Below are 26,732 nucleotides of genomic sequence, written 5' to 3' on the forward strand. Positions count from 1 at the left end.
GGAGGGGGCTTGCCCCGATAGCGGTGGATCAGTCAGCTTATTCAGTGACTGACACTCTGCAATCGGCAGCCTCCACATTTAGTCCTGTGTATGGCTTAGCGTTCGCATGCGTTGTAGGACCGCATTCAAGCCATTGCTGCGCGATGGCGACAGTTGGCGGGAAAGCCCGAGTTGATTGAACCAGTCAGGCAAATCCACCGCCCGCAACTGCGCCGCCGACAACCCATTGACCCGTGCCAGCAGCAACGCCACCAGCCCGCGAATCATCCGCGCATCGCTGCTCGCGGCAAATTGCCAATGACCCTGCTCCAGGCGCGCCACCAACCACACCAGGCTTTCGCAGCCCTGGACCAGGTTGGCGTCGACTTTCTCATCATCCGCTAAACCCGGCAGCCGCTCGCCCCACTGCATCAGCATCCGCGCGCGTTGTTCCCAACTTCCTACGGCCTGGAAGGCTTCCAAGGCGGCAATCGCATCCACGGGCAAACTCATCGCAACATATCCAGCGCCTGGTCCAACGCTTCAAAAAAGCGCTCCAGATCGTCGGAATCGTTGTACAGCGCCAGGGAAACGCGGATCGCTCCTGACAGTTGCATCGCCTTGAGCAGCGGCATCGCGCAATGATGGCCGGCGCGTACGGCAATGCCTTGCTCGGTCAGCAGGTGCGCAAGGTCGGCGTTATGCACGCCCTCGACCACAAAGCTGACCAGCGCCACCTGCGGCGAGCCCAGCACCCGCACGCCGTTGCGCGCTTTCAGGCCGCGCAACAGGTAGTCATGCAGGGCCGCTTCATGGGCGATGACCGCTTGCGGGTCCAGGGAACCCAGGTAATCCAGGCTGGCGCCCAGGCCGATCACGCCGGCAATCGGCGGAGTGCCCGCCTCGAAGCCCAGCGGCGCGTGGCGAAAGCTCGCGCTGTGGTAGTCCGCCTGCTGCACCATCTCGCCGCCGAACTGCCAGTGGCGCAGGTGATGCAGGGCTTCGTTGCGGCCATAGAGCACGCCGACACCGTCCGGGCCGTAGAGCTTGTGGCTGGAGAAAACATAAAAGTCGCATCCCAGCGCTTGCACGTCGTGGCGACCGTGGACGATGCCTTGGGCGCCGTCGACCACGGTCAGGGCGCCGTGGGGCTGTGCTAAAGCCAGCAAGGCTTCCAGCGGTTGCCAGGCGCCAAGCACGTTGGACAACTGGCTCACTGCCAGCAGGCGCGTGCGTGGGCCGATCAACTCGGCGGCGGCGTGCAGGTCGATCACGCCGTCATCACCGAGTGGCAATACCACCAGGGTGAGCGCACGACGCTTGGCCAGTTGCTGCCAGGGCAGCAGATTGGCGTGGTGTTCCAGGGCGCTGATGACAATCTCATCGCCCGCATTGAATAAGTGCTCAAGGCCGTAGGCCAGGAGGTTCAGCGCAGAGGTCGCGCCGTGGGTAAACACGATTTGCCCGGTGTCACCTGCATTCAGCCACTGTGCAACCTTGCTGCGACTGTCCTCGAAGGCCTGGGTCGCGTGGGCGCCCGGTAAATGCTGGGCACGGTGCACATTGGCTGCGCCGTTGGCGTAGTAATGGCTGATGGCATCCAACAAGGCTTGGGGTTTTTGCGTCGTAGCGGCGTTGTCCAGATAGGTCTGGTCTTGCCGTTGCAGGGTGGCGATGGCCGGAAAATCGGCGCGCCAGGGGGAGGGCACAAGCATGGTGGTCAAGACTCGTATAAGCGAGCCCCAGGATCGGGACCCGCTAGTGGCATCGAGTGGCTGCTTAGTTGTGAGCGTGCAGCGCTTCGTTCAGTTCGATGGCCGATTTGTGGGTTTTGCACTCCACGGCACCGGTCTCGGAATTGCGGCGGAACAGCAGGTCCGGTTGGCCGGCCAATTCACGTGCCTTGACCACTTTGACCAGTTGGTTCTGCTCATCCAGCAGCGCAACCTTGGTCCCGGCAGTGACATACAAGCCCGATTCCACGGTGTTGCGGTCGCCCAATGGGATACCGATACCGGCGTTGGCGCCGATCAGGCAGCCTTCGCCAACCTTGATCACGATGTTGCCGCCGCCCGACAGGGTGCCCATGGTGGAGCAGCCGCCGCCCAGGTCCGAGCCCTTGCCGACGAACACGCCTGCCGACACGCGGCCTTCGATCATGCCCGGGCCTTCGGTGCCGGCGTTGAAGTTGACGAAACCTTCGTGCATCACCGTGGTGCCTTCGCCCACGTAGGCGCCCAGGCGGATACGCGCGGCGTCAGCGATACGCACGCCGGCCGGAACCACGTAGTCGGTCATTTTCGGGAACTTGTCCACCGAGAACACTTCCAGCAGCTCGCCACGCAGGCGGGCTTCCAGTTGGCGTTCGGCCAGTTCGCTGATGTCGATCGCGCCCTGGCTGGTCCAGGCCACGTTCGGCAGCTGCGGGAACACGCCAGCCAGGCTCAGCCCGTGGGGCTTGACCAGGCGGTGGGACAGCAGGTGCAGCTTGAGGTAGGCCTCAGGCGTGGAGGTCAGTGCGGCGTCTTCGGCCAGCAGGGTGGCGACCAGCGGCGTGTGGCTTTCTGCCAGGCGGCTCAGCAGGGCGGCTTGGGTGGCGTCGACGCCCTTGAGCGCGTCGGCCAGTTGCAGGGCCTGAGTCACGGTGAAGGTGATCGCCTGGTTGCCTTCGGTGTAACCGAGGATCGGCGCAATGGCCGCGACGATTTCAGCCGACGGATTAAGCAGCGGTTGTGCGTAAAACACTTCCAGCCAAGCACCTTGGCGGTTCTGAGTGCCAACGCCGAAGCCCAGGCTGAACAGGGAATGGGACATGCTGTTACCTCTACAAAAATGGAAGGGCTGGCCTACTTGAGGGCCGCCGAATAACTATCTGGCTTGAAGCCAATCAGGGTTCTGTCACCGAGATCAAGCACCGGGCGCTTGATCATCGAAGGTTGCGCGAGCATCAATTCAATGGCTTTCGACTGATCGAGATCGGCTTTGCGTTCGTCTTCGAGTTTGCGAAAGGTGGTGCCCGCACGGTTCAAAACCACCTGCCAACCGTGCTCGTCGCACCATTGGGTCAAGTGTTCGCGGTCGATACCGGCCGTTTTGTAGTCGTGGAACTCATAGCTCACAGCGTGCTCATCGAGCCAGGTGCGCGCCTTTTTCATGGTGTCGCAGGCTTTGATGCCGAAAAGGTGCAACGTTTTGCTTGAAGCGGTCAAGGAATTGCCCCCTTTTAGGATGCTCAAAACGAAAGGTCCGGGATTATGCCACGACCAGCGGGTTTGGGTGCCGCTCGTCAGCAGCACACACGGCTTTGTGCGACTTATGTGCAAAAGCCGGGGTGCGGCATAGCCGGGTAACATAGCGGGGGAATGTGGCACTTCAACGCTCAGTTGTTGCCTGATGTGTGTCGTTGCAAGTCGAATGTCCGGGAACCCCGCGTTATGCAAACCGCCTACACCGTTCTTATCCTGCTGATGCTGGTCAGCGTTTCGCGTCTGGTCGGGCGTGTTATTCCTTTGCCATTACCGCTGGTGCAGATTGCCGCCGGTGCGCTCCTGGCCTGGCCCACGCTGGGGCTGCATGTGGCGTTGGACCCGGAGCTGTTCCTGTTTCTGTTTCTGCCGCCGCTGCTGTTTTCCGACGGTTGGCGCATGCCCAAGCGCGAGTTGTGGCGCCTGCGGGGGCCAATCCTGACGCTGGCCGTGGGCCTTGTGCTGTTCACGGTGGTCGGCGCCGGTTACTTCATCCATTGGATATTGCCTACGATCCCGTTACCGGTGGCCTTCGCCTTGGCGGCCGTTTTGTCGCCGACGGATGCCGTGGCAGTGTCGGCCATTTCCCAGAACCGCTTGCCCACGCCGTTGATGCATATGCTTCAGGGCGAAGCCTTGATGAACGATGCATCGGGTTTGGTGACCTTCAAGTTCGCCTTGGCAGCGGCACTGACCGGCGTGTTCTCCCTGGCCGATGCCAGCTTGACCTTTGTATTGGTTGCCGTGGGTGGCCTGGCGGTCGGCGTGGCGCTGAGCTGGCTGGTCGGCCGCCTGCGTGCCTGGATGATTGCGCGGGGCTGGGATGATCCGGCGACGCATGTGGTGTTTATGTTGTTGCTGCCGTTTGCCGCTTATGTACTGGCTGAACGTCTGGGTGCTTCTGGGATTTTGTCGGCAGTGGCGGCGGGCATGATGCAAAGTTGGCTGGATCTGCTGCCCCGCCAGACCAGCACTCGCTTGCTCAATCGCAGCGTCTGGTCGCTGCTGGAGTTTGCCTTCAATGGGCTGATCTTCCTCCTGCTCGGGCTGCAATTGCCCGACATCATCAAGGCGGTGGTGAGTCACGAAACCACCTTGTGGCCGACCCTGTTGTATCGCTGCCTGGAGGTGGTCGCGATCTTTCTGGTGCTGGTGGTGTTGCGCTTTATCTGGGTGCAAAGCATCTGGCGCCTGTCAGGCCTGTTGCGCCGCTTGCGTGGGAAAAGTGAGCTTACCCTGGTGCCTACCGCTCGATCCTGTTGGCTGTTGACCGTCGGTGGGGTGCGCGGGGCAGTGACCCTGGCCGGCGTGATGTCGGTGCCGTTGCTGTTGGCGCCGGGCCAGGATTTTCCCGAGCGCGACCTGCTGATCTTTATTGCTGCCGGCGTGATTCTGCTGTCGTTGATCGCTGCTTGTATTGCCTTGCCATTACTGCTGCGCGGCATTGAAAAGAGCCCGGATGAAAAACGCCACAACGAAGTGCGCGAGGCATGGAGAAAGACCGCTGTGGCAGCGATCCATGCCCTGGAGGCGCAAGAGCCCGCTGAAACCGAGACCGCAGACGCTGCCCAGGCCGCGCTGGCTGCCGAACTCAAGGCGCGGCTGATGTCGGAATATCGCCACCAGTTGGAAGTGTTCAACGATTCGGCTGAAGCCCAGGCCTTGGCGTTGCAGATGGATCAGCTTGAGCGCAAGTTGCGGCTCAAGGCCCTGCGCGCGCAACGCTTGGAGCTATATAGCCTGAGCCGCCATCACCAGATCGGTGATGATGTTCTGCGGGAGGTGTTGGCGGACTTGGACATGAGTGAGGCTAATCTGGGCGCCGTCAAATAAAAATGTTATTGGACGTAACTAAGCGGGCTCATGATTTGATCAGTACTCTGATTAACGTATTAAGGAGCTTTCCATACGGGGAGCTATCTTCTGGATAAAGAGACTTTATAAAGTTTTTATCACCTTCCGACAGTTGCAGGGGCTTGGGGATTTCGTTCGACTCTATCAGGCGTGAAGCGGGAAAGCTGTAGTGCATGATGGAGTGCTCGTCGTAAGGCGAGGTAGTCACGGTGCTGCGGTAGAATTTCTTGAGGATGTCATTGTAAGCCTCAGCTCTTGTTTTACTTCGCGATTCAAACTCTTTGTAAACCCCTTCATCATCAATCTGCAATGTCCGGTCTGGGTGCTGGTGCTCATGCCTTAACCCCAGGGCATGACCAAACTCATGCAGCACTTGAGCTTCAATGCGTTCCGGTGTGTTCTTGAAGCCAATACTCATGGTCGGTTCATAGGGCGGTGCATTTTTTGCGTCCGTCCCAACGCGAGACCAGCCAGAACTGGTGGTGTTGTCTGCGCTGATTCTGATGTCGCCATTCGACGTTTCGACGAACTTCAAATAGAGGTTAGTGTGAGGGATCCATTTTTTTATGTTGGTTTTTACAAGACTTTTTTGTTCTTCGGTCATATTCAATAAAGATATTTTCAGTACTGAATGTTGTGGCCATAGTTTGCTGGTAGAGGCGATGCCGCGTTTATGTCTTGTGGGGGGCGAAGCATCGGCGGCAGGGGGCGAAATTACAGGGGCGGTCAAGTTATGGACAGTCATGAGTGATCCATCAAAAGTAAAAACCGGATAGGCCATTAAAACCATGAATGGCGGGTACTTTTGGTGGGGCAGGGACGCTTGAGTGTTCCCGTTGAAAGGGTTACGTGATCTTTCCCGGTGTTGGCCGCTTACAGCGTAAGCGGCCATTAGAATTAGCGTTGACGCTGGATGAAATCCCGAATCCGCTCGGCAGCTTCCACGCACTCGGCCAGCGGCGCAACCAGCGCCAGGCGCACACGGCCGGCCCCAGGGTTGAAACCATCGACTTCCCGCGACAGGTACGAGCCCGGCACCACGGTCACGTGTTCTTCCACGAACAGGTCGCGGCAGAATGCGGCATCGTCGCCATTCACATTCGGCCACAGGTAGAAACCACCGTCGGGGTGTTGCACATCCAGCACTGGCTTGAGGATCGCCAGCACGGCGTCGAATTTCTCGCGGTACAGGTCGCGGTTGGCCAGTACGTGGGCTTCGTCCTGCCAGGCGGCGATGCTGGCCAGCTGGGTTTGTACCGGCATCGCGCAGCCGTGGTAGGTGCGGTACAGCAGGAAGGCCTTGAGGATCTCGGCGTCGCCGGCCACGAAGCCGGAGCGCAGGCCTGGCAGGTTGGAGCGCTTGGACAGGCTGTGGAACACCACGCAGCGCTTGAAGTCCTGGCGGCCCAGTTCGACACAGGCGCTCAGCAGGCCCGGCGGCGGGGTTTGCTCATCGAAGTACAGCTCGCTGTAGCACTCGTCGGCGGCGATGACGAAGTCGTATTCGTCGGCCAGGGCGATCAGTTTTTTTCAGGGCTCGACCGGGATCAGTGCGCCGGTCGGGTTGCCGGGGGAGCACAGGAACAGGATCTGGCAGCGTTTCCAGATATCCGGCGTCACGGCGTCGAAGTCCGGGTTGAAGCCGTTCTCATCCAGGCATGGCAGGTAATGCGGCTTGGCCCCGGCCAGGAACGCGGCGCCTTCGTAGATTTGGTAGAACGGGTTCGGGCTGACGACCAGCGCATCGTCGCCACGGTTGACCACGGTCTGGGTGAAGGCGAACAGCGCCTCGCGGGTGCCGTTGACCGGCAGGATATTGCGCGCCGGGTCGAGCCAGCCCTTGGGCACGTTGAAGCGACGTTCACACCAGGCGCCGATAGCCTCGCGCAGCGCCGGGATGCCCAGGGTGGTGGGGTACACGGCCATCTGGTCGAGGTTGCTGCTCAGTGCCTCGGCCACGAAGGTCGGGGATTTGTGTTTGGGCTCGCCGATGGACAGCGCAATCGGGCGCTTGTCCGGGTTCGGCGTGACGCTGCCCAGCAGGGCGCGCAGTTTCTCGAACGGGTAGGGCTGCAGCTGGTTCAGGGCGTTGTTCATGGGAATCTCGTGCAAGGCGTTAAAAACTGGAATGAGGTTTAGATCGTCAGGCGCGTCAACTCGACACCGGGTTCCTGGGGCACGCTCAACTGCTGCACGATGGCTTCCTGCAATCGCAGGCACAGCTCAGGATCGGACAGCGGCTGGTTGTCGGCGTCGGTGATGAAGAACACGTCTTCCACCCGCTCGCCGAGGGTCGCAATCTTGGCGTTCTGCAATGACAGGTCGAACTCCAGGAAGATCCCGCCGATCCGTGCCAGCAAGCCTGGGCGGTCCGGCGCGCTGAGTTCCAGCACGGTGACCGGGCGCTGCGCGTCGTTGGAGATGGTCACCTGGGGCGCAAACGCAAAGTGCTTGAGCTGGCGTGGCACCCGGCGCTGGATGATGGTCGGGTAGTCGTCCGGGTTGCGCAGGGCTTCGGTGAGGCCTTCGCGGATCTTTTTCACCCGCGCCGGGTTGTCGCCGATGGACTCGCCTTCGGTGTCGAGCACGATGTAGGTGTCGAGGGTGAACTGGCTGCTGGAAGTGATCACCCGGGCATCGTGGATGTTCAGGTTGAGCTGGTCCATGGCTGCCACGGTCACGGCGAAGAAGTCGTGCTGGTCGGGTGCATAGATGAAGATCTGCGTGCCGCCTTCGAACTCGCGCTGGGTGGTTTCCTTGATCAGTACCAGCGGGCCGCCATCGGCGGGCTGCTGCAGGATCGCGTCAGTGTGCCAGGCTACATCGCCGGCAGTGTGGCGCAGGAAGTAATCGTCACCCAGTTGCGACCACAGTTGCTCGACGTCGTCCGGGTCGTTGCCGCCGCGCACCAGGATATCCAGCGCCGCGCTTTGGGTGCGGCGGATCTGCTCTTCGCGGTCCACCGGGTTTTCCAGGCCACGGCGCAGGGCGCGCTTGGTCTCGGTGTACAGCTGGCGCAACAGGCTGGCGCGCCATGAGTTCCACAGCGTCGGGTTGGTGGCGTTGATGTCGGAGACAGTCAGCACGTACAGGTAGTCGAGGCGGGTTTCATCGCCGACCGCCTGTGCGAAGTCATGGATCACCTGCGGGTCGGACAAGTCCTTGCGCTGGGCCGTGGTCGACATGACCAGATGGTTCTGCACCAACCAGACGATCAGGCGGCTGTCCCATTGCGGCAGTTGGTGGCGCTGGCAGAAGGCCTCGGCGTCGACGGCGCCGACTTCGGAGTGGTCGCCATGCCGGCCCTTGCCGATGTCGTGGTACAGGCCGGCCAGGTAGATCAGCTCCGGCTTGGGCAGCTTGGCCATGAGCTTACTGGCTAGCGGGAATTTCTCCGACACCTGGGTGTACTGCAGCTTACGCAGGTGCTTGATCAGGTTCAGGGTGTGCGCATCCACCGTATAGATGTGGAACAGGTCGTGCTGCATCTGCCCGACGATAAAACCGAACTCCGGCAGATAACGCCCGAGGATGCCGTAGCGGTTCATGCGACGCAGGTTGCGGTGGATACCGATCTTGCACTTGAACAGCTCGATAAACAGGCTGGTGTTGCGGATGTCATTGCGGAAATCATCGTCGATCAGGTGACGGTTTTCCCGCAGCAGGCGGATGGTGTCGGCGCGCACACCTTTGATTTCCGGCTGTTGGGCCATCAACACGAAGATTTCCAGCATGGCGAACGGGGTGCGGCGGAACACGTTGTCGTTGCGTGCCTCGATATAGCCGTCGTGGAGTTGGAAGCGCGCATTGATTGGCTGCGGCGGCGCTTCGTCTTCGGGGGCGAGGATCACTTCTTCGAAGTGCTGGATGATCAGGTCGCTGAGCTGGGCAATGCTCATGACCACCCGGTAGTACTGCTGCATGAAGCTTTCAATGCTGGTCTTGGCGTCTTCGCCTTCAAAACCCAGCAGGGTGGCGATGGAGCGCTGGTGATCGAACAGCAGGCGGTCTTCGGAACGGCCGGCGAGCATGTGCAGGGCGTAGCGTACTTTCCAGATGAATTCCTGGGATGAAGCCAGCAGGGCGTTTTCGCTCTCTACCAGAAAGCCTTCGCCAGCCAGGGCGCGCAGGTTCAGGGTGCCGTACTGGCGACGGGCTACCCACAAAATCGTCTGGATGTCGCGCAGCCCGCCCGGCGAGCCTTTGACGTTGGGTTCCAGGTTGTATTCAGTGTCGTTGTACTTGTGGTGCCGGGTCTTCTGCTCGGCGCGCTTGGCCAGGAAGAACTCCTTGCTCGGCCACATGTGCGCGGTGCTGGTGACTTCCAGCATGCGCTGGCGCAGGCGCTCGGGGCCGGCGATGGTGCGGCTTTCCATCAGGTTGGTGATCACGGTGAGGTCGGCGCGGGCCTCTTCGGCGCATTCGTCCACCGAGCGCACGCTCTGGCCGACTTCAAGGCCGATGTCCCACAGCAGCGTCAGAAAACGCTCGATGGAATCGCGAAAGATCTCATGGTCCGCGCTGTCCAGCAGGATCAGCAGGTCGATGTCGGAGTAGGGGTGCAGTTCGCCACGGCCATAGCCGCCGACGGCCACCAGGGCGATGTCGGCGTCTTCACTCCAGTTGAACTGTTCCCAGGCTTTTTGCAGGATGTTGTCGACGAACCAGGCGCGGTCCTCGATCAGGCGGCGGATGTCCCGGCCGCTGCGAAAGCGCTCATCGAGCACCTCGCGGGCCTGGCGGATCGCCTTCTTGAAAGCGGCGATGGGACTTGCCTTCAGGGCCAGTTCGGCCTGGAACTGGCCGCGGTCGAAGAGTTCGGGATCCACCTGGGGCATCGATCGGCTTTCCTTTCTATCTATAGTCAGTCACAACACGCTGTGGGAAAACCTGGGCAACCTTCAGGCCGAAACGCGTGGGATCGTGTCGTCGGCGCGCAGGGTGAAGATCTCGTAGCCGGTTTCGGTGACCAGCAGGGTGTGTTCCCACTGGGCCGAGAGCTTGCGGTCCTTGGTGATGGCGGTCCAGCCGTCGCCCAGCACCTTGGTGTCGGCCTTGCCCTGGTTGATCATCGGCTCGATGGTGAATGTCATGCCTGCCTTGAGCTCCATGCCGGTGCCGGCGCGGCCGTAGTGCAGGATCTGCGGTTCTTCATGGAATACGGTGCCGATGCCGTGGCCACAGAAGTCACGTACCACCGAGAAACCGTTCTTTTCAGCGTGTTTCTGGATCACTTCACCGATATCGCCCAGGCGGCAGCCGGGCTTGACGATTTCGATGGCCTTGTACATGCATTCCTGGGTGACCTGGGACAGGCGCTCGGCCCAGACCGGCACGTTGCCGACGTGGAACATGCGGCTGGTGTCGCCGAAGTAACGGTCCTTGATCACGGTGACGTCGATGTTCAGGGTGTCGCCGTCTTTCAGGGGTTTGTCGCACGGGATGCCGTGGCAGACCACGTGGTTGATCGAGGTGCAGATCGACTTGGGGAAGCCCTTGTAGTTCAGCGGCGCAGGAATGGCGCCCTGCACATTGACGATATAGTCATGGCAGATCTGGTTCAGGGTGTCGGTGGTGACGCCCGGCTTGACGTGTTCGGCAATCATTTCCAGCACGTCGGCAGCCAGTTTGCCGGCAATGCGCATGCCGGCGATGTCTTCGGCGGTTTTCAAACTAACAGTCATACAGGCTCTCTCTAGCGCGGCGCGCTGAAATCAATACGGTTTACGGGCGCGCGACAAAAGGTTACAGAATTTCGCACAAGCCCCAAAAAACGCGATTCTAACAGACGCGGGCGGCAAATCATGAGCCCCTGACGATCGCTTCTCTCTATAAGGTGGGGCTATATCCGCTCTATTCAAAGGGTTGCGCATAAGTCGCGCACGCCAAATGTGATTGCGGGTTTCGTTTTCGCCCTTCGTGTGGTATAAAATGCGCCGCTTTCCGGGGATGCCCCGAAGAGCTTAAATCCACACACGTGTCGACACGATGACCTGGGTGCCGGAGGCCTTGATGCCGCTGGTTGGTCATTGGGATACGTGGAGGCCAAACCCGACTTATTAAGGAACTATCATGTCCCAAGTCAACATGCGCGATATGCTGAAGGCCGGTGTGCACTTCGGTCACCAGACCCGTTACTGGAACCCGAAAATGGGTAAGTACATTTTCGGCGCGCGTAACAAGATCCACATCATCAACCTTGAAAAAACCCTGCCAATGTTCAACGAAGCTCTGACTTTCGTAGAGCGCCTGGCCCAGGGCAAAAACAAGATTCTGTTCGTCGGTACCAAGCGTTCCGCTGGCAAGATCGTTGCTGAAGAAGCAGCACGTTGCGGTTCGCCGTACGTCGATCACCGCTGGTTGGGCGGCATGCTGACCAACTTCAAAACCATCCGTGCTTCCATCAAGCGTCTGCGTGACCTTGAAGTGCAAGCCGAAGACGGTACTTTCGCCAAGCTGACCAAGAAAGAAGCGCTGATGCGCTCCCGTGACCTGGAAAAGCTCGATCGTTCCCTGGGTGGTATCAAGGACATGGGCGGTCTGCCTGACGCACTGTTCGTTATCGACGTTGATCACGAGCGCATCGCGATCACCGAAGCCAACAAGCTGGGCATCCCTGTTATCGGCGTAGTCGATACCAACAGCAGCCCGGAAGGCGTTGACTACATCATCCCAGGCAACGATGACGCAATCCGCGCTATCCAGCTGTACATGGGTTCGATGGCTGACGCTGTAATCCGTGGTCGTAACCACGTTGCTGGTGGTACCGAGCAGTTCGTTGAAGAAGCTCCGGTAGCCGCAGCTGAGTAATTGACGCCCTGGCGTTGACTCAGTAAGCAAAAAGGGGGCTTGGCCCCCTTTTTGCCACCTCGAAAACCATTTGTGAGCGGCGCAGCTACATCATCTGTAACGTGCAGCGGCCTACAAGGGTGGTTCGGGAAGAATTGATCCCCCGTTCGATCGGGTGGAATGGTTGAAAACCTATCCAAGAGGAATTTGAAAATGGCAGCAATTACTGCAGCGTTGGTTAAAGAACTGCGTGAGCGTACCGGCGAAGGCATGATGGATTGCAAGAAAGCCCTGGAAAAGGCTGACGGCGACATCGAAAAAGCCATTGATGACATGCGTGCTTCCGGCGCCATCAAGGCTGCCAAGAAAGCAGGCAACGTAGCTGCTGAAGGCGCTATCGCTCTGAAAGAAGACGGCAAATCTGCCGTTCTGCTGGAAGTGAACTCGCAGACCGACTTCCTGGCTCTGCAGGACGACTTCAAGGCATTTGTTGCTGCCAGCGTTGAAAAAGCGTTCGCCGACAAACTGACTGACGTCGCTCCGCTGATCGAGGCTCAAGAAGCTGCTCGCCTGGTACTGGTCGGCAAGGTTGGCGAAAACGTCAACATCCGTCGCCTGGTGCGCGTTGAAGGTGATGTTGTTGGTGGTTACCTGCACGGCAACAAGATCGGTGTTGCAGTTGTCCTGAAAGGCGGCAACGTTGAACTGGCCAAAGACATCGCTATGCACGTAGCGGCCAGCAACCCTGAGTTCCTGCTGCCTTCGGAAGTTTCTGCCGAAGCCATCGAGCGCGAAAAAGCTGTGTTCCTGCAGCTGAACGAAGAAAAAATCAAAGGCAAGCCAGAAAACATTGTTGAAAACATGGTCAAAGGCCGTATCAGCAAGTTCCTGGCTGAAGCAAGCCTGGTTGAGCAGGCGTTCGTCAAGAACCCTGAAATCAAGGTTGGCGAACTGGCTAAGAAAGCCGGTGCTGAAATCGTTTCCTTCACCTACTTCAAAGTAGGCGAAGGCATCGAGAAGCCGGTCGACAACTTCGCTGAAGAAGTTGCTGCCCAGCTGGCTGCCGCCAAGCAATAAGACAGTTTTCAACTGTCGCCCGAAAGAGGCTGCCCGCTCACGCGCGCAGCCTCTTTTCAAATGGGAGGCCGAATTTATTTGGCTTACCCTCGGAACTGGCTTACAAAGCCGTGTTCCGATGGCGCTGTGACAGCGTCCAGCTAGAGTGAACGCAAGCCGTAAACGGCTCGCCAAGAATTTTTAAAAATACGCCGCAGGAGAGATTCGCAATGGCTCAGCAGGGCAGTGGTTATCAGGCTCGCTATAAACGCATTCTACTCAAGCTCAGCGGCGAGGCCCTGATGGGCTCGGAAGAGTTCGGGATTGATCCCAAGGTGCTCGACCGCATGGCGCTGGAAGTCGGCCAACTGGTCGGCATCGGCGTACAAGTCGGCCTGGTGATCGGCGGCGGTAACCTGTTCCGTGGCGCGGCACTGAGTGCGGCCGGCATGGATCGGGTCACTGGCGACCACATGGGCATGCTGGCCACTGTGATGAACGCCCTGGCGATGCGTGATGCCCTGGAGCGTGCCAATATCTCGGCAATCGTGATGTCGGCTATTTCCATGGTGGGCGTGACCGATCACTATGATCGCCGCAAAGCCATGCGCCATTTGAACTCAAAAGAAGTGGTGATCTTCGCCGCCGGTACCGGTAACCCGTTCTTTACCACTGATTCCGCGGCGTGCTTGCGTGCCATCGAAATCGATGCTGATGTGGTACTGAAGGCGACCAAGGTGGATGGCGTGTACACCGCAGACCCATTCAAAGACCCGCATGCCGAGAAGTTCGATCATCTGACCTACGATGAAGTGCTGGATCGCAAGCTGGGTGTGATGGATCTGACGGCTATTTGCCTGTGCCGCGACCACAAGATGCCGCTGCGCGTATTTAATATGAACAAGCCCGGCGCCCTGCTGAATATCGTACACGGCGGCGCAGAAGGGACTCTGATCGAGGAAGGCCAACAATGATCAACGAAATCAAGAAAGACGCTCAAGAGCGTATGCACAAATCCCTGGAATCCCTGGCCCATGCATTTGGCCAGATTCGTACCGGCAAGGCGCACCCAAGTATCCTGGGCAGCGTGATGGTCCCGTACTACGGCACCGACACCTCCATCACTCAGGTGGCCAACATCACCGTCAAGGACTCGCGCACCCTGCAAGTCGTGGCCTTCGAGCGCAACATGCTCGGTGCTGTCGACAAGGCAATCCAGAGCGCCGGCCTGAACCTCAACCCGACCAACCTGGGTGAGTTGCTGTTGATCTCCATGCCAGCCCTGACTGAGGAAACCCGCAAGGGCTTCACCAAGCAGGCGCGCAGCGCAGCTGAAGATGCACGTGTTGCTGTGCGTAACATCCGTCGCGATGCCTTGGGTGACCTGAAGAAGTTGGTCAAGGACAAGGAAATCAGCGAAGACGAAGAGCGTCGCGCCGTTGCCGATATCGATAAGCTGACCAAGGACGCCGAGGCCCAGATCACCAAGGCCACCGACGATAAAGAAAAGGACCTGATGGCCGTATAAGGGGTCAGGACGCCTTCATGGAAAAGACCAAGCAGACTGTACCCTCTGTGGTGCCGCGCCATGTCGCGATCATCATGGATGGGAATAATCGCTGGGCGAAGAAACGCTTTATGCCCGGTGTCGCCGGGCATAAAGCGGGTGTCGATGCGGTGCGGGCTGTGATTGAGGTGTGTGCCGAGGCGAAGGTCGAGGTGTTGACCTTGTTCGCCTTTTCCAGTGAAAACTGGCAGCGGCCCGCCGAAGAGGTCAGCGCCTTGATGGATCTGTTCTTCAAGGCGTTGCGTCGTGAGGCCAAGCGCCTTAACGACAACAATATCAGCCTGCGCATCATCGGTGATCGCTCGCGGTTCCACCCGGAACTGCAGGCGGCCATGCGCGAAGCCGAGGCCATCACGGCTGGCGCCAACCGTTTTGTGTTGCAGATCGCAGCCAATTACGGCGGCCAGTGGGATATCGCCCAAGCTGCGCAGCGGCTGGCTCGCGAAGTGCAGGCCGGTCATCTGCGGCCAGACGACATCACGCCTGAGCTGTTGCAAACCTGCCTGGTGACCGGCGACCTGCCGTTGCCAGACTTGTGCATCCGTACCGGCGGCGAGCATCGCATCAGCAACTTCCTCTTGTGGCAGTTGGCCTACACCGAGCTGTACTTCTCCGACCTGTTCTGGCCGGACTTCAAACACGATGCCATGCGCACCGCGCTGGCCGATTTCGCTTCCCGCCAACGTCGCTTCGGTAAAACGAGCGAGCAGGTCGAAGCTGGAGCCCGGGTTTAAATGCTTAAACAACGAATCATCACAGCACTGATCCTGTTGCCGATCGCCTTGTGTGGGTTTTTCCTGCTCGACGGTTCCGGTTTTGCCCTGTTTATTGGCCTGGTTGTAACCCTTGGTGCCTGGGAATGGGCGCGATTGGCAGGGTTCAACGCACAGTTGCCACGCGTGGCGTATGCCGCAGTGGTGGCGGTGCTGCTGTTTCTGATGCATGCCCTGTCGAGCATCATCGTCCCTTGGGTGCTGGGCGCTGCGGTGCTGTGGTGGGCGCTTGCGACCTATCTGGTGCTGACGTTTCCACGCAGCAGTGGGCATTGGTCCAGTGTGGCCAGCAAGTTGGTGATTGGCTTGTTGATTCTGTTGCCTGCCTGGCAAGGGTTGGTGGAGATCAAGAATGCGCCGATGGGTAACTGGCTGATCATGGCGGTGATGGTGCTGGTGTGGGGCGCGGATATCGGCGCCTACTTCTCGGGTCGGGCATTCGGCAAGCGCAAGCTGGCGCCGGCGGTCAGTCCGGGCAAGAGCTGGGAAGGTGTGTACGGCGGTCTGGCATTGACCCTGCTGATCACGTTGGTGGTCGGTGTTGTACGGGATTGGTCGGTCACGGACATCTTCCTCGCCCTGCTGGGCACGGCCATCGTCGTCTTTATTTCGGTTGTGGGCGATCTCACCGAAAGCATGTTCAAGCGCCAGGCCGGGATCAAGGACAGCAGTAACCTGCTGCCGGGTCACGGCGGGGTGCTGGACCGTATCGACAGCCTTACCGCTGCCATCCCGATCTTTGCCGTGCTGTTGTGGATGACTGCTTCGTGAGCCGTCTGCAACAAGTGACCGTGCTCGGTGCAACCGGCTCGGTAGGGTTGAGTACCCTTGATGTGATCGCACGTCACCCTGACCGCTATCAAGTGTTTGCCCTGACCGGGTTCACCCGCCTGAGCGAATTGCTGGCGTTGTGTGTACGCCACGTACCGCGTTTTGCGGTGGTGCCTGAAGCGGCAGCGGCGCGCAGTCTGCAGGATGACTTGCGGGCTGCCGGGCTGGCCACTCAGGTGCTGGTGGGGGAGGAGGGGTTGTGCCAGGTCTCGGCCGATGCGCAAGTCGATACAGTGGTCGCCGCTATCGTCGGTGCCGCGGGCTTGCGCCCAACCTTGGCCGCCGTTGATGCGGGCAAAAAAATCCTGCTGGCCAATAAAGAAGCACTGGTGATGTCCGGTGCACTCTTTATGCAGGCGGTGCGTAAAAGCGGTGCCGTGCTGCTGCCCCTGGACAGCGAGCACAACGCAATCTTCCAGTGCATGCCCGGTGACTATGCCCGTGGCTTGAGCCAGGTTGGCGTGCGTCGGATTCTGCTCACAGCCTCCGGTGGTCCTTTTCGACAAACTCCGCTGGCAGACCTGGAGCAGGTGTCCCCGGATCAGGCGTGCGCCCATCCGAACTGGTCGATGGGGCGCAAGATCTCCGTGGATTCGGCAAGCATGATGAACAAGGGCCTGGAGTTGATCGAGGCCTGCTGGTTGTTCGACGCACGGCCGGACCAGGTTGAGGTGGTCATTCACCCGCAAAGCGTGATTCATTCGCTGGTCGACTACGTGGACGGTTCGGTATTGGCCCAGTTGGGCAATCCCGATATGCGTACGCCGATCGCCAACGCCCTGGCCTGGCCGGAGCGGATTGATTCCGGTGTGGCGCCTTTGGACCTGTTTGCAATCGCTCGCCTGGACTTTGAAGCGCCGGACGAGCAGCGCTTTCCGTGTCTGCGCTTGGCGCGACACGCGGCAGAGGCGGGTAACAGTGCGCCGGCGATGCTCAATGCGGCTAACGAGGTGGCCGTGGCGGCGTTTCTCGAACGGCGCATCCGCTTTCCGCAGATCGCGAGTATTATCGAGGACGTCCTGAGTCTTGAGCCGGTGGTGGCTGTGAATGACCTTGGGGCAGTATTTGAGGCGGACTCCAAGGCACGGACCTTGGCCGAGCAATGGTTGAGCCGCAACACGCGTTAGTCTGTGGGCGCGTTTGAGTCTTCAGGCGCTGGATTGGAATGCGGAGAAATTAGATGAGTGCGCTTTACATGATTGTCGGCACCCTGGTTGCTCTGGGCGTGCTGGTCACCTTCCACGAATTCGGCCACTTCTGGGTGGCGCGTCGTTGCGGCGTCAAGGTACTGCGCTTTTCCGTCGGTTTCGGCATGCCGCTGGTTCGCTGGCATGACCGTCGTGGTACGGAGTTCGTGATTGCGGCCATCCCGTTGGGTGGCTACGTCAAGATGCTCGATGAGCGCGAAGGCGAAGTGCCGGCTGATCAACTGGATCAATCCTTCAATCGCAAGACCGTTCGTCAGCGTATCGCTATCGTTGCCGCTGGCCCGATCGCCAACTTCCTGTTGGCAATGTTCTTCTTCTGGGTCTTGGCCATGCTGGGCAGCCAGCAGGTGCGTCCAGTCATCGGCGCGGTCGAGGCAGACAGCATTGCGGCCAAGGCAGGTCTGGTTGCCGGCCAGGAAATTGTTTCTATAGATGGCGAGCCGACCACCGGATGGGGCGCGGTCAATTTGCAACTGGTGCGCCGCTTGGGTGAAAGCGGCACCGTCAATGTCGTGGTGCGTGAGCAGGATTCCAGCGCTGAAACCCCGCGTTCGTTGGCCTTGGACCATTGGCTCAAGGGCGCTGATGAGCCTGATCCGATCAAATCCCTGGGTATCCGTCCGTGGCGTCCTGCGCTGCCGCCGGTGCTTGCCGAGTTGGATCCGAAGGGTCCGGCCCAGGCCGCAGGCCTGAAAACCGGCGATCGCCTGCTGGCCCTCGATGGCCAGGCGCTGGGTGAATGGCAACAAGTGGTCGATCTGGTGCGTGTACGCCCTGATACCAAAATTGTGCTGAAAGTTGAGCGAGACGGTGCTCAAATCGACGTCCCCGTGACCCTGGCGGTACGTGGTGAAGCCAAGGCGGCCGGGGGTTACCTGGGGGCTGGCGTCAAGAGTCCCGAGTGGCCGCCATCGATGGTGCGTGAGGTCAGTTTCGGGCCGTTGGCGGCAATTGGCGAGGGTGCAAAACGCACCTGGACCATGAGTGTGCTGACCCTCGAATCCCTCAAGAAAATGTTGTTCGGCGAGCTCTCGGTAAAAAACTTGAGTGGACCGATAACCATTGCTAAAGTGGCGGGCGCTTCTGCCCAGTCGGGTGTCGCGGATTTCCTGAATTTCCTGGCTTATCTGAGTATTAGCCTGGGTGTTCTGAATTTGTTGCCCATTCCTGTATTGGATGGGGGGCATCTGTTGTTTTATCTGGTCGAGTGGGTGCGTGGTCGCCCCTTGTCGGATCGGGTGCAGGGTTGGGGGATACAGATCGGTATCAGTTTGGTGGTCGGGGTGATGTTGTTAGCCCTTGTCAACGATCTGGGTCGACTGTAACGCTTCGCTGAATTGCGAATCTGCCGCATTTTGCGGCAGTTTGTTTATTGCCAGTTGGAATAAGAAAGGACTTCATGAAACGTCTGCTGCTAACTGCGGTTCTCACCGTATTGATGATCGCCGAAGTTCACGCCGAGTCCTTCACCATCTCCGATATTCGCGTCAACGGCCTCCAGCGGGTTTCCGCGGGTAGCGTCTTTGGTGCATTACCGTTGAACGTCGGTGAACAGGCTGATGACCGTCGCCTGGTGGAATCCACTCGTGCGCTGTTCAAAACCGGTTTCTTTCAAGACATCCAACTGGGGCGCGAAGGTAACGTCCTGGTCATCACTGTCGTCGAGCGACCTTCCGTCGCCAGTATCGAGATCGAGGGCAACAAGGCGATCTCTACTGAAGACCTCATGAAGGGCCTCAAGCAATCCGGCCTGGCCGAGGGCGAGATCTTCCAGCGTGCCACCCTTGAAGGTGTACGTAACGAACTGCAGCGCCAGTACGTTGCCCAGGGTCGCTACTCCGCGACCGTGGAAACGGAAGTGGTCCCGCAGCCTCGTAACCGTGTCGGCCTGAAGGTCAACATCAACGAAGGCACCGTGGCGGCCATTCAGCACATCAACGTGGTGGGCAACACCAAGTTTGCTGATGACGACCTGATCGACCTGTTCGAGCTCAAGACCACCAACTGGCTGTCGTTCTTCAAGAACGATGACAAGTACGCCCGTGAAAAACTCTCCGGTGACCTGGAGCGTCTGCGTTCGTACTACCTGGACCGTGGCTATATCAACATGGATATCGCTTCGACCCAGGTGTCCATCACCCCGGACAAGAAGCACGTCTATATCACCGTCAACGTCAACGAAGGCGAGAAGTACAAGGTTCGTGACGTCAAGCTGAGCGGCGACTTGAAAGTGCCTGAAGACCAGGTCAAGGCCCTGCTGCTGGTACAGAAAGACCAGGTGTTCTCGCGCAAGCTGATGACCACCACGTCCGAGCTGATCACCCGTCGCCTGGGTAACGAAGGCTATACCTTCGCCAACGTCAACGGCGTACCGACCCCGCACGATGATGACCACACCGTGGACATCACCTTCGTGGTTGACCCAGGCAAGCGTGCCTATGTAAACCGCATCAACTTCCGCGGCAACACCAAGTCTGCGGACGAAGTGCTGCGCCGTGAAATGCGCCAGATGGAAGGTGGCTGGGCGTCGACGTACCTGATCGACCAGTCCAAGACCCGTCTTGAGCGCCTGGGCTTCTTCAAGGAAGTCAACGTCGAAACCCCGGCTGTACCGGGCGTGGATGACCAGGTTGACGTGAATTACGCCGTAGAGGAACAAGCGTCGGGTTCCATCACCGCCAGCGTCGGTTTTGCGCAGAGCGCGGGCCTGATCCTGGGTGGTTCCATCACCCAGAACAACTTCCTCGGTACCGGTAACCGTGTCTCCATCGGCCTGACCCGCAGCGAATACCAGAGCCGCTATAACTTCGGTTATACCGACCCCTACTGGACTGCTGACGGTGTGAGCCTGGGCTACAACGCCTTCTACCGCACCACCGACTACAAAGACCTCGATGTTGACGTTGCAAGCTATGCGATCGACAGCCTCGGCGCGGGTGTCAACGTTGGCTACCCGATCAGCGAAACCTCGCGCCTGACCTTCGGCCTGACCGCGCAGCAGGATGAGATCAAGACCGGTGTCTACACCGTGGACGAAATCTTCGACTTCACCCGCCGTGAAGGTGACAAGTTCCTGAACTTCAAGGCGTCTGCCGGCTGGTCCGAGTCGACCCTGAACAAAGGTGTACTGGCGACCCGTGGTCACTCCCAGAGCCTGACCCTGGAAACCACCACGCCGGGCAGCGACCTGTCGTTCTTCAAGCTCGACTACCGTGGCCAGTTGTTCCAGCCGCTGAGCGATAACTACACCATGCGCCTGCACACTGAGCTGGGTTATGGCGATGGTTATGGTTCGACCAATGGCTTGCCGTTCTATGAGAACTACTATGCCGGTGGTTTCAACTCGGTACGTGGCTTCAAGGACAGTACCCTGGGCCCGCGTGGTACGCCGAGCCGTGGTGTCGGCGTGACCGGTAACACTGGTACCGTCGTTGACTCTGACAACGACCCGCTGCCATTCGGTGGTAACGTGTTGATCCAGGGTGGTGCGGAAATCCTGTTCCCGTTGCCGTTCGTCAAGGATCAGCGATCCCTGCGTACTTCGGTCTTCTGGGACGTGGGTAACGTGTTCGACTCCAAGTGTGAGCAGATCACCAACCCAAGCGGCGTGAAGTCCAAGACTCAATGCAACGACGTGAGCCTCAGCAACCTGGCGAGCTCCGTGGGTGTTGGCGTGACGTGGGTGACTGCGCTTGGCCCGTTGAGCTTTGCTCTGGCCATGCCGATCAAGAAACCGGATAACGCTGAAACCCAGATTTTCCAATTCTCCCTCGGCCAGACGTTCTAAGCGTCTGACCCAAGATAACGACAACGGATTCTGTAGGAGTACATCGTGCGTAAGTTGACTCAATTGGTTCTGCTGGCCACCGTGCTGGTAACCACCCCGGCCTTCGCCGAAATGAAAATCGCCGTCCTGAACTATCAGATGGCTTTGCTGGAATCCGACGCGGCCAAGAAATACGCCGTGGATGCCGAGAAGAAATTCGGTCCGCAACTGACCAAGCTCAAGACTCTGGAAAGCAGCGCCAAGGGCATCCAGGATCGTCTGGTAGCCGGTGGCGACAAAATGCAGCAAGGCGAGCGCGAGCGTCTGGAGCTTGAGTTCAAGCAAAAGGCCCGTGACTACCAGTTCCAATCCAAGGAACTGAACGAAGCCAAGGCTGTTGCCGACCGTGAAATGCTCAAGCAGCTCAAGCCGAAACTCGACAGCGCTGTGGAAGAAGTCATCAAGAAAGGTGCCTTTGACCTGGTGTTCGAGCGTGGCGCAGTGATCGACGTCAAGCCTCAATACGACATCACCCGTCAGGTGATCGAGCGCATGAACCAGCTGAAGTAAGCCATGACCGCGACTATCAAGCTCGGCGAGTTGGCCGAGTTCCTGGGGGCCACCTTGCGTGGCTCCAAGGAGAAGGAAATCACTGGGCTAGCCACCTTGCAGGAGGCTGGCCCAGCTCAGTTGAGCTTCCTCGCAAACCCTCAATACCGTAAATACCTCGTCGACAGCCAAGCCGCAGCCGTATTGCTCAAGGCCGCTGACGCCGAAGGGTTTGCCGGGGATGCGCTGGTGGTAGCTGATCCGTACCTGGCCTATGCGCAGGTGTCGCACCTGTTCGATCCAAAACCCAAGGCAGCCAGCGGTATTCACCCGTCGGCGGTGATCGCCGATGATGCCCAGGTTGATCCTGCGGCAAGCATTGGCGCCTTTGCGGTGATCGAGAGTGGTGCGCGCATTGCGGCCGGTGTGACCGTTGGTGCGCATTGTTTTATTGGTGCGCGCTGTGAAATCGGTGCCGATGGCTGGCTGGCACCCCGCGTGACCCTGTACCACGATGTGCGTATCGGTGAACGTGTGGTCATTCAGTCAGGTGCTGTGATCGGAGGGGAGGGCTTCGGTTTTGCCAACTCCAAAGGTATCTGGAACAAGATTGCCCAGGTCGGCGGCGTTTTGATCGGCGACGACGTGGAAATCGGCGTCAACACGGCTGTCGATCGCGGGGCCTTGGCCGATACCGTGATCGGCAACGGTGTGAAGCTCGACAACCAGATCCAGATTGCCCACAACGTACAGATTGGCGATCACACCGCCATGGCGGCGTGCGTGGGGATTTCCGGCAGCACCAGGATCGGCAAGCATTGCATGCTTGCCGGTGGCGTCGGGCTGGTGGGGCATATCGATATTTGCGACAACGTTTTCATCACCGGCATGACCATGGTGACCCACTCGATTACCGAGCCGGGGGCCTATTCATCCGGTACCGCCATGCAGCCTGCGGCTGAATGGCGCAAGAGTGCAGCACGGTTGAGGCAGCTCGACGACATGGCTCGACGTCTCAAACAGCTGGAAAAGCGTGTTGGGGACGTGACCCCTGGCGGTAATGCTTCATCAGAAGGCTGATACCATTTCCATATCAAGTGTGCACAGCCGCTAGACTTGCCTCCTTGATTTGCTAGCGGGGCGTGCGTTTAGTCGCCCGCCCCCAATCTTTATTACAGGCTTCCCCCCGAAATGATGGACATCAACGAGATTCGCGAATACCTGCCTCACCGTTACCCGTTCCTGCTGGTGGACCGCGTAGTGGACCTCAATGTTGAGGAAAAGCGCATTCGTGCCTACAAGAATGTCAGCATCAACGAACCGTTCTTCAACGGTCACTTTCCCGCGCATCCCATCATGCCGGGCGTGTTGATCATCGAAGCGATGGCCCAGGCTGCCGGTATCCTTGGTTTCAAAATGCTTGACCTCAAGCCTGCCGACGGCACGCTTTACTATTTCGTGGGCTCCGACAAGTTGCGTTTCCGCAACCCGGTCACCCCGGGTGACCAGTTGATCCTGGAAGCCAAGTTCATCAGCTGCAAGCGCCAGATCTGGAAGTTCGAATGCCAGGCCTCGGTGGACGGCAAGCCGGTGTGCTCTGCCGAGATCATCTGTGCGGAACGCAAACTATGAGTTTGATTGACCCTCGCGCAATCATCGATCCGTCGGCCGTTCTGGCCGCCGACGTTGAGGTCGGCCCTTGGTCGATCATCGGCGCAGGTGTGGAAATCGGCGAGGGGACTGTCATCGGGCCGCACGTGATCCTCAAAGGTCCGACCCGCATTGGCAAACACAATCGTATCTACCAGTTTTCCTCGGTAGGCGAAGACACCCCGGACATGAAGTACAAGGGTGAAGAGACACGCTTGGTAATCGGTGATCACAACATCATCCGTGAAGGCGTGACCATTCACCGTGGCACCGTGCAGGATCGTGCCGAGACCACGCTGGGTGATCACAATCTGGTGATGGCTTATGCCCATATCGGCCACGACAGCGTGATCGGCAACCACTGCATTCTGGTCAACAACACGGCGTTGGCTGGCCATGTGCACGTTGACGATTGGGCGATCCTGTCTGGCTTCACTCTGGTGCATCAGTACTGCCATATCGGCGCCCACAGCTTTTCTGGCATGGGCACCGCCATTGGCAAGGATGTCCCTGCGTTCGTCACGGTGTTCGGCAACCCGGCCGAAGCCCGCAGCATGAACTTCGAAGGCATGCGCCGTCGTGGCTTCAGCGAAGAGGCCATCCACGCCCTGCGCCGTGCCTACAAGGTGGTTTACCGCCAGGGGCTGACCGTAGACCAGGCGTTGGCCCAATTGGCTGAACCCGCAGCGTTGTTCCCGGAAGTCGCGGTGTTCCGTGATTCGATCCAGGCATCGACCCGCGGCATCACCCGCTGATCATGGCCAATCTGCGTATTGCGCTGGTGGCCGGAGAAGCTTCCGGCGATATTCTGGGCGCAGGTCTTATGCGGGCCCTCAAGGCCCAGCATCCTGCGGTGGAGTTTATCGGCGTCGGTGGTCCGCTGATGCAGGCTGAAGGCCTTGCGTCCTACTTTCCCATGGAGCGCCTGTCGGTCATGGGGTTGGTGGAAGTGCTGGGCCGCCTGCGTGAGCTGTTGGCGCGCCGCAAGCTGCTGATTCAGACCCTGATCGAAGAAAAGCCTGACGTCTTCATCGGAATCGACGCGCCGGACTTCACCCTTAATATCGAACTCAAGTTGCGCCAGGCAGGGATCAAGACCGTGCATTACGTCAGCCCCTCCGTGTGGGCATGGCGACAGAAGCGTGTGCTGAAGATCCGTGAAGGCTGCGACCTGATGCTGACCTTGCTGCCGTTCGAGGCCAGGTTCTACGAAGAGCAGGGGGTGCCGGTGCGGTTTGTCGGGCATACCCTGGCGGACGACATCCCGTTACAGGCGGACCGTGCAGCGGCCCGTGCGCAGTTGGGCTTGCCCGATGGCCCGCTCGTCGCGTTGATGCCGGGCAGCCGGGGTGGCGAAGTCGGCCGGCTGGCCAGCGTGTTCTTCGATGCCGCCGAACGCCTGCAAGCCTTGAAACCGGGTGTGCGTTTCGTATTGCCCTGTGCCAGCCCGCAGCGCCGTGTACAGATCGAAACGCTGCTGGAAGGTCGCAACCTGCCGTTGACCCTGCTCGATGGCCAATCGCACCTGGCCCTGGCGGCCTGCGATGCGGTCCTGATTGCCTCAGGCACGGCCACGCTGGAAGCCTTGCTCTACAAGCGTCCGATGGTCGTGGCGTATCGCCTGGCGGCGCTGACGTTCTGGATTCTCAAGCGCATGGTCAAAAGTCCCTACATCTCGTTGCCCAACTTGCTGGCCCAGCGCCTGTTGGTGCCGGAGTTGTTGCAGGACGATGCAACACCCGAGGCCTTGGCACAGACACTGCTGCCGTTGATCGATGGCGGCGAAGAACAGACCCGGGGGTTTGATGAGATTCATCGCACCCTGCGCCGTGACGCATCGAACCAGGCGGCGGATGCCGTATTGACCTTGATCGGCCACAAACAGGAAGCTTTATGAGTACGCAAATGGGCCTGGATTTCAGCCTGGTTGCCCTAGCCGACGAACTGGTGGCCGGTGTTGACGAAGTAGGGCGCGGCCCCCTGTGTGGCGCGGTGGTCACGGCAGCGGTGATTCTTGACCCGAACCGTCCGATCCTCGGCCTCAATGATTCGAAGAAGCTCACCGAAGCGCGCCGCGAAAAGCTCTACGACGAGATCTGTGAGAAAGCCCTGAGCTGGCATATTGCCCGGGCCGAAGTCGAAGAAATCGACGAGTTGAACATCCTTCACGCCACCATGCTTGCCATGCAGCGCGCCATTGAAGGCCTGCACATCACGCCCAAGCTGGCGATGATCGACGGCAACCGCTGCCCGAAACTGGCGATGCCGGCCGAGGCGGTGGTCAAGGGTGACAGCAAGGTCCCGGCCATCGCCGCGGCCTCGATCCTGGCCAAGGTCAGCCGTGACCGGGAAATGGCCGCTTTCGAATTGATCTACCCTGGCTACGGCATCGGTGGGCACAAGGGCTATCCGACGCCCGTTCATCTGGAAGCCCTGGCCCGGCTCGGCCCCACGCCGATCCACCGCCGCTCGTTTGCCCCGGTACGCCTGGCTTACGAGGCGCGGGAGAGTCTCAGCGAGGTGTAGTCGCGAGGCTGATGTTTTTGCCAAGGCCCGGTACAATCCGGGCCTTGTTGTTTCCACGTATAAGACAGGATCACTATGCCGGCTTCATTCGTTCACCTGCGCCTGCACACTGAGTACTCCCTGGTCGACGGCCTGGTACGGATCAAACCCCTGGTCAAAACCCTGGTGGGCATGAACATGCCTGCGGTGGCGGTGACCGATCAGAACAACATGTGTTCCCTGGTCAAGTTCTACAAGAACGCCATGGGCGCCGGCATCAAGCCCATCTGCGGCGCCGACCTGTGGTTGTCCAATAAAGATCCGGATAACGCGCTGAGCCGCATCAGCCTGCTGGCGATGAACGGCGTCGGTTATCGCAACCTCACGGAACTGATCTCCCGCGGCTTTATCGATGGACAGCGCAACGGTTCGATCATTATCGAGCGTGAATGGGTCGCCGAGGCCAGCGAAGGCCTGATCATGCTGTCGGCCGCTAAAGAGGGTGAGATTGGCCTTGCGCTGCTGGGCGGCAACCCCCAGGACGCCGAAGTGCTGGCCAAGGAGTGGATGCAGGTCTTCCCCGACCGTTTCTACCTGGAAGTGCAGCGCACCAATCGCCCCAATGATGAAGAGCATCTGCACGCCGCCGTAGCCCTGGCCGATAAGCTGGGCGCGCCGCTGGTCGCTACCAACGATGTGCGCTTTATCAAGAAGGAAGATTTCGAAGCCCACGAAACCCGCGTGTGCATCGGCGAAGGCCGGGCCCTGGATGACCCGCGTCGCTCGAAAAACTACAGCGAAGAGCAATACCTCAAAAGCGCCGACGAGATGGCCGAGCTGTTCAGCGACCTGCCCGAGGCCCTGGAAAACTCCGTCGAGATTGCCAAGCGCTGCAACATTGAAGTGAAGCTGGGCAAGCACTTCCTGCCCAACTTCCCGATTCCCGATGGCATGACCATC

General features: G+C 59.5%; 24 protein-coding genes and 1 pseudogene. 17 read left to right on the forward strand and 8 right to left on the reverse strand.

What is annotated here, in order from left to right; all coding sequences use genetic code 11:
* Nucleotides 1-78: 78 nt before the first annotated feature.
* From IQK56_RS26105 to IQK56_RS26120, 4 genes are all read right to left on the reverse strand, one after another.
* Nucleotides 79-492, reverse strand: coding sequence for a SufE family protein (locus tag IQK56_RS26105; protein WP_122305370.1), 414 nt, complete (start codon nt 490-492; stop codon nt 79-81).
* Nucleotides 489-1,694, reverse strand: coding sequence for an aminotransferase class V-fold PLP-dependent enzyme (locus IQK56_RS26110; protein ID WP_150761115.1), 1,206 nt, complete (start codon nt 1,692-1,694; stop codon nt 489-491). Before IQK56_RS26110 ends, IQK56_RS26105 begins: the two co-directional genes overlap by 4 nt.
* Before the next feature lie 64 nt (nt 1,695-1,758).
* Complete coding sequence (gene dapD, locus IQK56_RS26115) at nt 1,759-2,793, reverse strand: 2,3,4,5-tetrahydropyridine-2,6-dicarboxylate N-succinyltransferase (protein ID WP_122305372.1); 1,035 nt, start codon at nt 2,791-2,793, stop codon at nt 1,759-1,761.
* Between the two features lie 32 nt (nt 2,794-2,825).
* Nucleotides 2,826-3,188 (reverse strand): ArsC family reductase, encoded by a 363-nt coding sequence (locus tag IQK56_RS26120; RefSeq protein ID WP_099583364.1) that lies wholly within the window; start codon nt 3,186-3,188, stop codon nt 2,826-2,828.
* Between the two features lie 225 nt (nt 3,189-3,413).
* On the opposite strand from IQK56_RS26120, the gene IQK56_RS26125 reads away from it, so the two are divergent.
* A complete protein-coding gene (locus IQK56_RS26125) occupies nt 3,414-5,057 on the forward strand; it encodes a Na+/H+ antiporter (RefSeq protein ID WP_122305373.1) in 1,644 nt (547 codons plus the stop codon).
* A gap of 28 nt (nt 5,058-5,085) precedes the next feature.
* On the opposite strand, the gene IQK56_RS26130 is transcribed toward IQK56_RS26125, so the two are convergent.
* The 4 genes and pseudogenes from IQK56_RS26130 to map all read right to left on the reverse strand — a co-directional run bounded on the left by IQK56_RS26130 (nt 5,086) and on the right by map (nt 10,762).
* Nucleotides 5,086-5,823 (reverse strand): M12 family metallopeptidase, encoded by a 738-nt coding sequence (locus IQK56_RS26130; RefSeq protein WP_193863078.1) that lies wholly within the window; start codon nt 5,821-5,823, stop codon nt 5,086-5,088.
* 152 nt (nt 5,824-5,975) lie between these two features.
* Nucleotides 5,976-7,175 (reverse strand): annotated as a pseudogene (dapC, locus tag IQK56_RS26135) (succinyldiaminopimelate transaminase).
* Between the two features lie 38 nt (nt 7,176-7,213).
* Nucleotides 7,214-9,916: a [protein-PII] uridylyltransferase gene (locus IQK56_RS26140; protein WP_193863076.1), complete on the reverse strand. Its 2,703-nt coding sequence runs from the start codon at nt 9,914-9,916 to the stop codon at nt 7,214-7,216.
* Nucleotides 9,917-9,979: 63 nt separating this feature from the next.
* Complete coding sequence (gene map / locus IQK56_RS26145; RefSeq protein ID WP_122305377.1) at nt 9,980-10,762, reverse strand: type I methionyl aminopeptidase; 783 nt, start codon at nt 10,760-10,762, stop codon at nt 9,980-9,982.
* Between the two features lie 388 nt (nt 10,763-11,150).
* Here map and rpsB point away from each other — a divergent pair, with 388 nt between their 5' ends.
* From rpsB to IQK56_RS26225, 16 genes are all read left to right on the forward strand, one after another.
* Nucleotides 11,151-11,888: a 30S ribosomal protein S2 gene (gene rpsB, locus IQK56_RS26150; RefSeq protein WP_003189158.1), complete on the forward strand. Its 738-nt coding sequence runs from the start codon at nt 11,151-11,153 to the stop codon at nt 11,886-11,888.
* Between the two features lie 192 nt (nt 11,889-12,080).
* A complete protein-coding gene (tsf, locus tag IQK56_RS26155) occupies nt 12,081-12,944 on the forward strand; it encodes a translation elongation factor Ts (RefSeq protein WP_099583358.1) in 864 nt (287 codons plus the stop codon).
* Nucleotides 12,945-13,153: 209 nt separating this feature from the next.
* Complete coding sequence (gene pyrH, locus IQK56_RS26160; protein WP_003189161.1) at nt 13,154-13,897, forward strand: UMP kinase; 744 nt, start codon at nt 13,154-13,156, stop codon at nt 13,895-13,897.
* Nucleotides 13,894-14,451 (forward strand): ribosome recycling factor, encoded by a 558-nt coding sequence (frr, locus tag IQK56_RS26165; protein WP_122305378.1) that lies wholly within the window; start codon nt 13,894-13,896, stop codon nt 14,449-14,451. Before pyrH ends, frr begins: the two co-directional genes overlap by 4 nt.
* A 17-nt stretch (nt 14,452-14,468) precedes the next feature.
* Entirely contained in the window at nt 14,469-15,224 is a 756-nt protein-coding gene (uppS, locus tag IQK56_RS26170) for a polyprenyl diphosphate synthase (protein ID WP_099583356.1), read from the forward strand.
* Nucleotides 15,225-16,034, forward strand: a complete 810-nt coding sequence (locus tag IQK56_RS26175; protein ID WP_193863074.1) for a phosphatidate cytidylyltransferase — start codon at nt 15,225-15,227, stop codon at nt 16,032-16,034.
* The gene (gene ispC, locus IQK56_RS26180; RefSeq protein ID WP_122305380.1) at nt 16,031-17,221 is read left to right on the forward strand and encodes a 1-deoxy-D-xylulose-5-phosphate reductoisomerase; all 1,191 of its coding nucleotides are present in this window, start codon (nt 16,031-16,033) and stop codon (nt 17,219-17,221) included. Before IQK56_RS26175 ends, ispC begins: the two co-directional genes overlap by 4 nt.
* Before the next feature lie 53 nt (nt 17,222-17,274).
* Entirely contained in the window at nt 17,275-18,627 is a 1,353-nt protein-coding gene (gene rseP / locus IQK56_RS26185) for a sigma E protease regulator RseP (RefSeq protein WP_150674786.1), read from the forward strand.
* A 74-nt stretch (nt 18,628-18,701) separates the two neighbouring features.
* Nucleotides 18,702-21,089 carry an outer membrane protein assembly factor BamA gene (gene bamA, locus IQK56_RS26190; RefSeq protein ID WP_122305382.1) on the forward strand — a complete coding sequence of 796 codons (2,388 nt, stop codon included), beginning with the start codon at nt 18,702-18,704 and terminating at the stop codon, nt 21,087-21,089.
* Nucleotides 21,090-21,134: 45 nt separating this feature from the next.
* Entirely contained in the window at nt 21,135-21,638 is a 504-nt protein-coding gene (locus tag IQK56_RS26195; protein WP_003172279.1) for an OmpH/Skp family outer membrane protein, read from the forward strand.
* 3 nt (nt 21,639-21,641) lie between these two features.
* Nucleotides 21,642-22,697: a UDP-3-O-(3-hydroxymyristoyl)glucosamine N-acyltransferase gene (gene lpxD / locus IQK56_RS26200; protein ID WP_122305383.1), complete on the forward strand. Its 1,056-nt coding sequence runs from the start codon at nt 21,642-21,644 to the stop codon at nt 22,695-22,697.
* Between the two features lie 111 nt (nt 22,698-22,808).
* A complete protein-coding gene (gene fabZ / locus IQK56_RS26205) occupies nt 22,809-23,249 on the forward strand; it encodes a 3-hydroxyacyl-ACP dehydratase FabZ (RefSeq protein WP_003172281.1) in 441 nt (146 codons plus the stop codon).
* Nucleotides 23,246-24,022 carry an acyl-ACP--UDP-N-acetylglucosamine O-acyltransferase gene (lpxA, locus tag IQK56_RS26210; protein ID WP_122305384.1) on the forward strand — a complete coding sequence of 259 codons (777 nt, stop codon included), beginning with the start codon at nt 23,246-23,248 and terminating at the stop codon, nt 24,020-24,022. The genes fabZ and lpxA overlap by 4 nt, the downstream gene beginning before the upstream one ends.
* A 2-nt stretch (nt 24,023-24,024) precedes the next feature.
* The gene (lpxB, locus tag IQK56_RS26215) at nt 24,025-25,164 is read left to right on the forward strand and encodes a lipid-A-disaccharide synthase (protein WP_122305385.1); all 1,140 of its coding nucleotides are present in this window, start codon (nt 24,025-24,027) and stop codon (nt 25,162-25,164) included.
* A complete protein-coding gene (rnhB, locus tag IQK56_RS26220; protein ID WP_193863072.1) occupies nt 25,161-25,793 on the forward strand; it encodes a ribonuclease HII in 633 nt (210 codons plus the stop codon). The genes lpxB and rnhB overlap by 4 nt, the downstream gene beginning before the upstream one ends.
* 75 nt (nt 25,794-25,868) lie before the next feature.
* Nucleotides 25,869-26,732, forward strand: an 864-nt coding sequence (locus IQK56_RS26225) for a PHP domain-containing protein (protein ID WP_193901878.1), incomplete at its 3' end; no start/stop codon positions are given.

The sequence above is a fragment of the Pseudomonas cyclaminis genome (assembly GCF_015163715.1).
Classification (GTDB): Bacteria; Pseudomonadota; Gammaproteobacteria; order Pseudomonadales; family Pseudomonadaceae; genus Aquipseudomonas; species Aquipseudomonas cyclaminis.

Bases quoted from the DNA above. Each gene is read 5' to 3' on its own strand.
- IQK56_RS26105 (WP_122305370.1), bottom strand. From the start codon at position 492: ATGAGTTTGCCCGTGGATGCGATTGCCGCCTTGGAAGCCTTCCAGGCC.
- IQK56_RS26110 (WP_150761115.1), bottom strand. From the start codon at position 1,694: ATGCTTGTGCCCTCCCCCTGGCGCGCCGATTTTCCGGCCATCGCCACC.
- dapD (WP_122305372.1), bottom strand. From the start codon at position 2,793: ATGTCCCATTCCCTGTTCAGCCTGGGCTTCGGCGTTGGCACTCAGAAC.
- IQK56_RS26125 (WP_122305373.1), top strand. From the start codon at position 3,414: ATGCAAACCGCCTACACCGTTCTTATCCTGCTGATGCTGGTCAGCGTT.
- IQK56_RS26130 (WP_193863078.1), bottom strand. From the start codon at position 5,823: ATGACTGTCCATAACTTGACCGCCCCTGTAATTTCGCCCCCTGCCGCC.
- IQK56_RS26140 (WP_193863076.1), bottom strand. From the start codon at position 9,916: ATGCCCCAGGTGGATCCCGAACTCTTCGACCGCGGCCAGTTCCAGGCC.
- map (WP_122305377.1), bottom strand. From the start codon at position 10,762: ATGACTGTTAGTTTGAAAACCGCCGAAGACATCGCCGGCATGCGCATT.
- rpsB (WP_003189158.1), top strand. From the start codon at position 11,151: ATGTCCCAAGTCAACATGCGCGATATGCTGAAGGCCGGTGTGCACTTC.
- tsf (WP_099583358.1), top strand. From the start codon at position 12,081: ATGGCAGCAATTACTGCAGCGTTGGTTAAAGAACTGCGTGAGCGTACC.
- pyrH (WP_003189161.1), top strand. From the start codon at position 13,154: ATGGCTCAGCAGGGCAGTGGTTATCAGGCTCGCTATAAACGCATTCTA.
- frr (WP_122305378.1), top strand. From the start codon at position 13,894: ATGATCAACGAAATCAAGAAAGACGCTCAAGAGCGTATGCACAAATCC.
- uppS (WP_099583356.1), top strand. From the start codon at position 14,469: ATGGAAAAGACCAAGCAGACTGTACCCTCTGTGGTGCCGCGCCATGTC.
- IQK56_RS26175 (WP_193863074.1), top strand. From the start codon at position 15,225: ATGCTTAAACAACGAATCATCACAGCACTGATCCTGTTGCCGATCGCC.
- rseP (WP_150674786.1), top strand. From the start codon at position 17,275: ATGAGTGCGCTTTACATGATTGTCGGCACCCTGGTTGCTCTGGGCGTG.
- bamA (WP_122305382.1), top strand. From the start codon at position 18,702: ATGAAACGTCTGCTGCTAACTGCGGTTCTCACCGTATTGATGATCGCC.
- lpxD (WP_122305383.1), top strand. From the start codon at position 21,642: ATGACCGCGACTATCAAGCTCGGCGAGTTGGCCGAGTTCCTGGGGGCC.
- fabZ (WP_003172281.1), top strand. From the start codon at position 22,809: ATGATGGACATCAACGAGATTCGCGAATACCTGCCTCACCGTTACCCG.
- lpxA (WP_122305384.1), top strand. From the start codon at position 23,246: ATGAGTTTGATTGACCCTCGCGCAATCATCGATCCGTCGGCCGTTCTG.
- lpxB (WP_122305385.1), top strand. From the start codon at position 24,025: ATGGCCAATCTGCGTATTGCGCTGGTGGCCGGAGAAGCTTCCGGCGAT.
- rnhB (WP_193863072.1), top strand. From the start codon at position 25,161: ATGAGTACGCAAATGGGCCTGGATTTCAGCCTGGTTGCCCTAGCCGAC.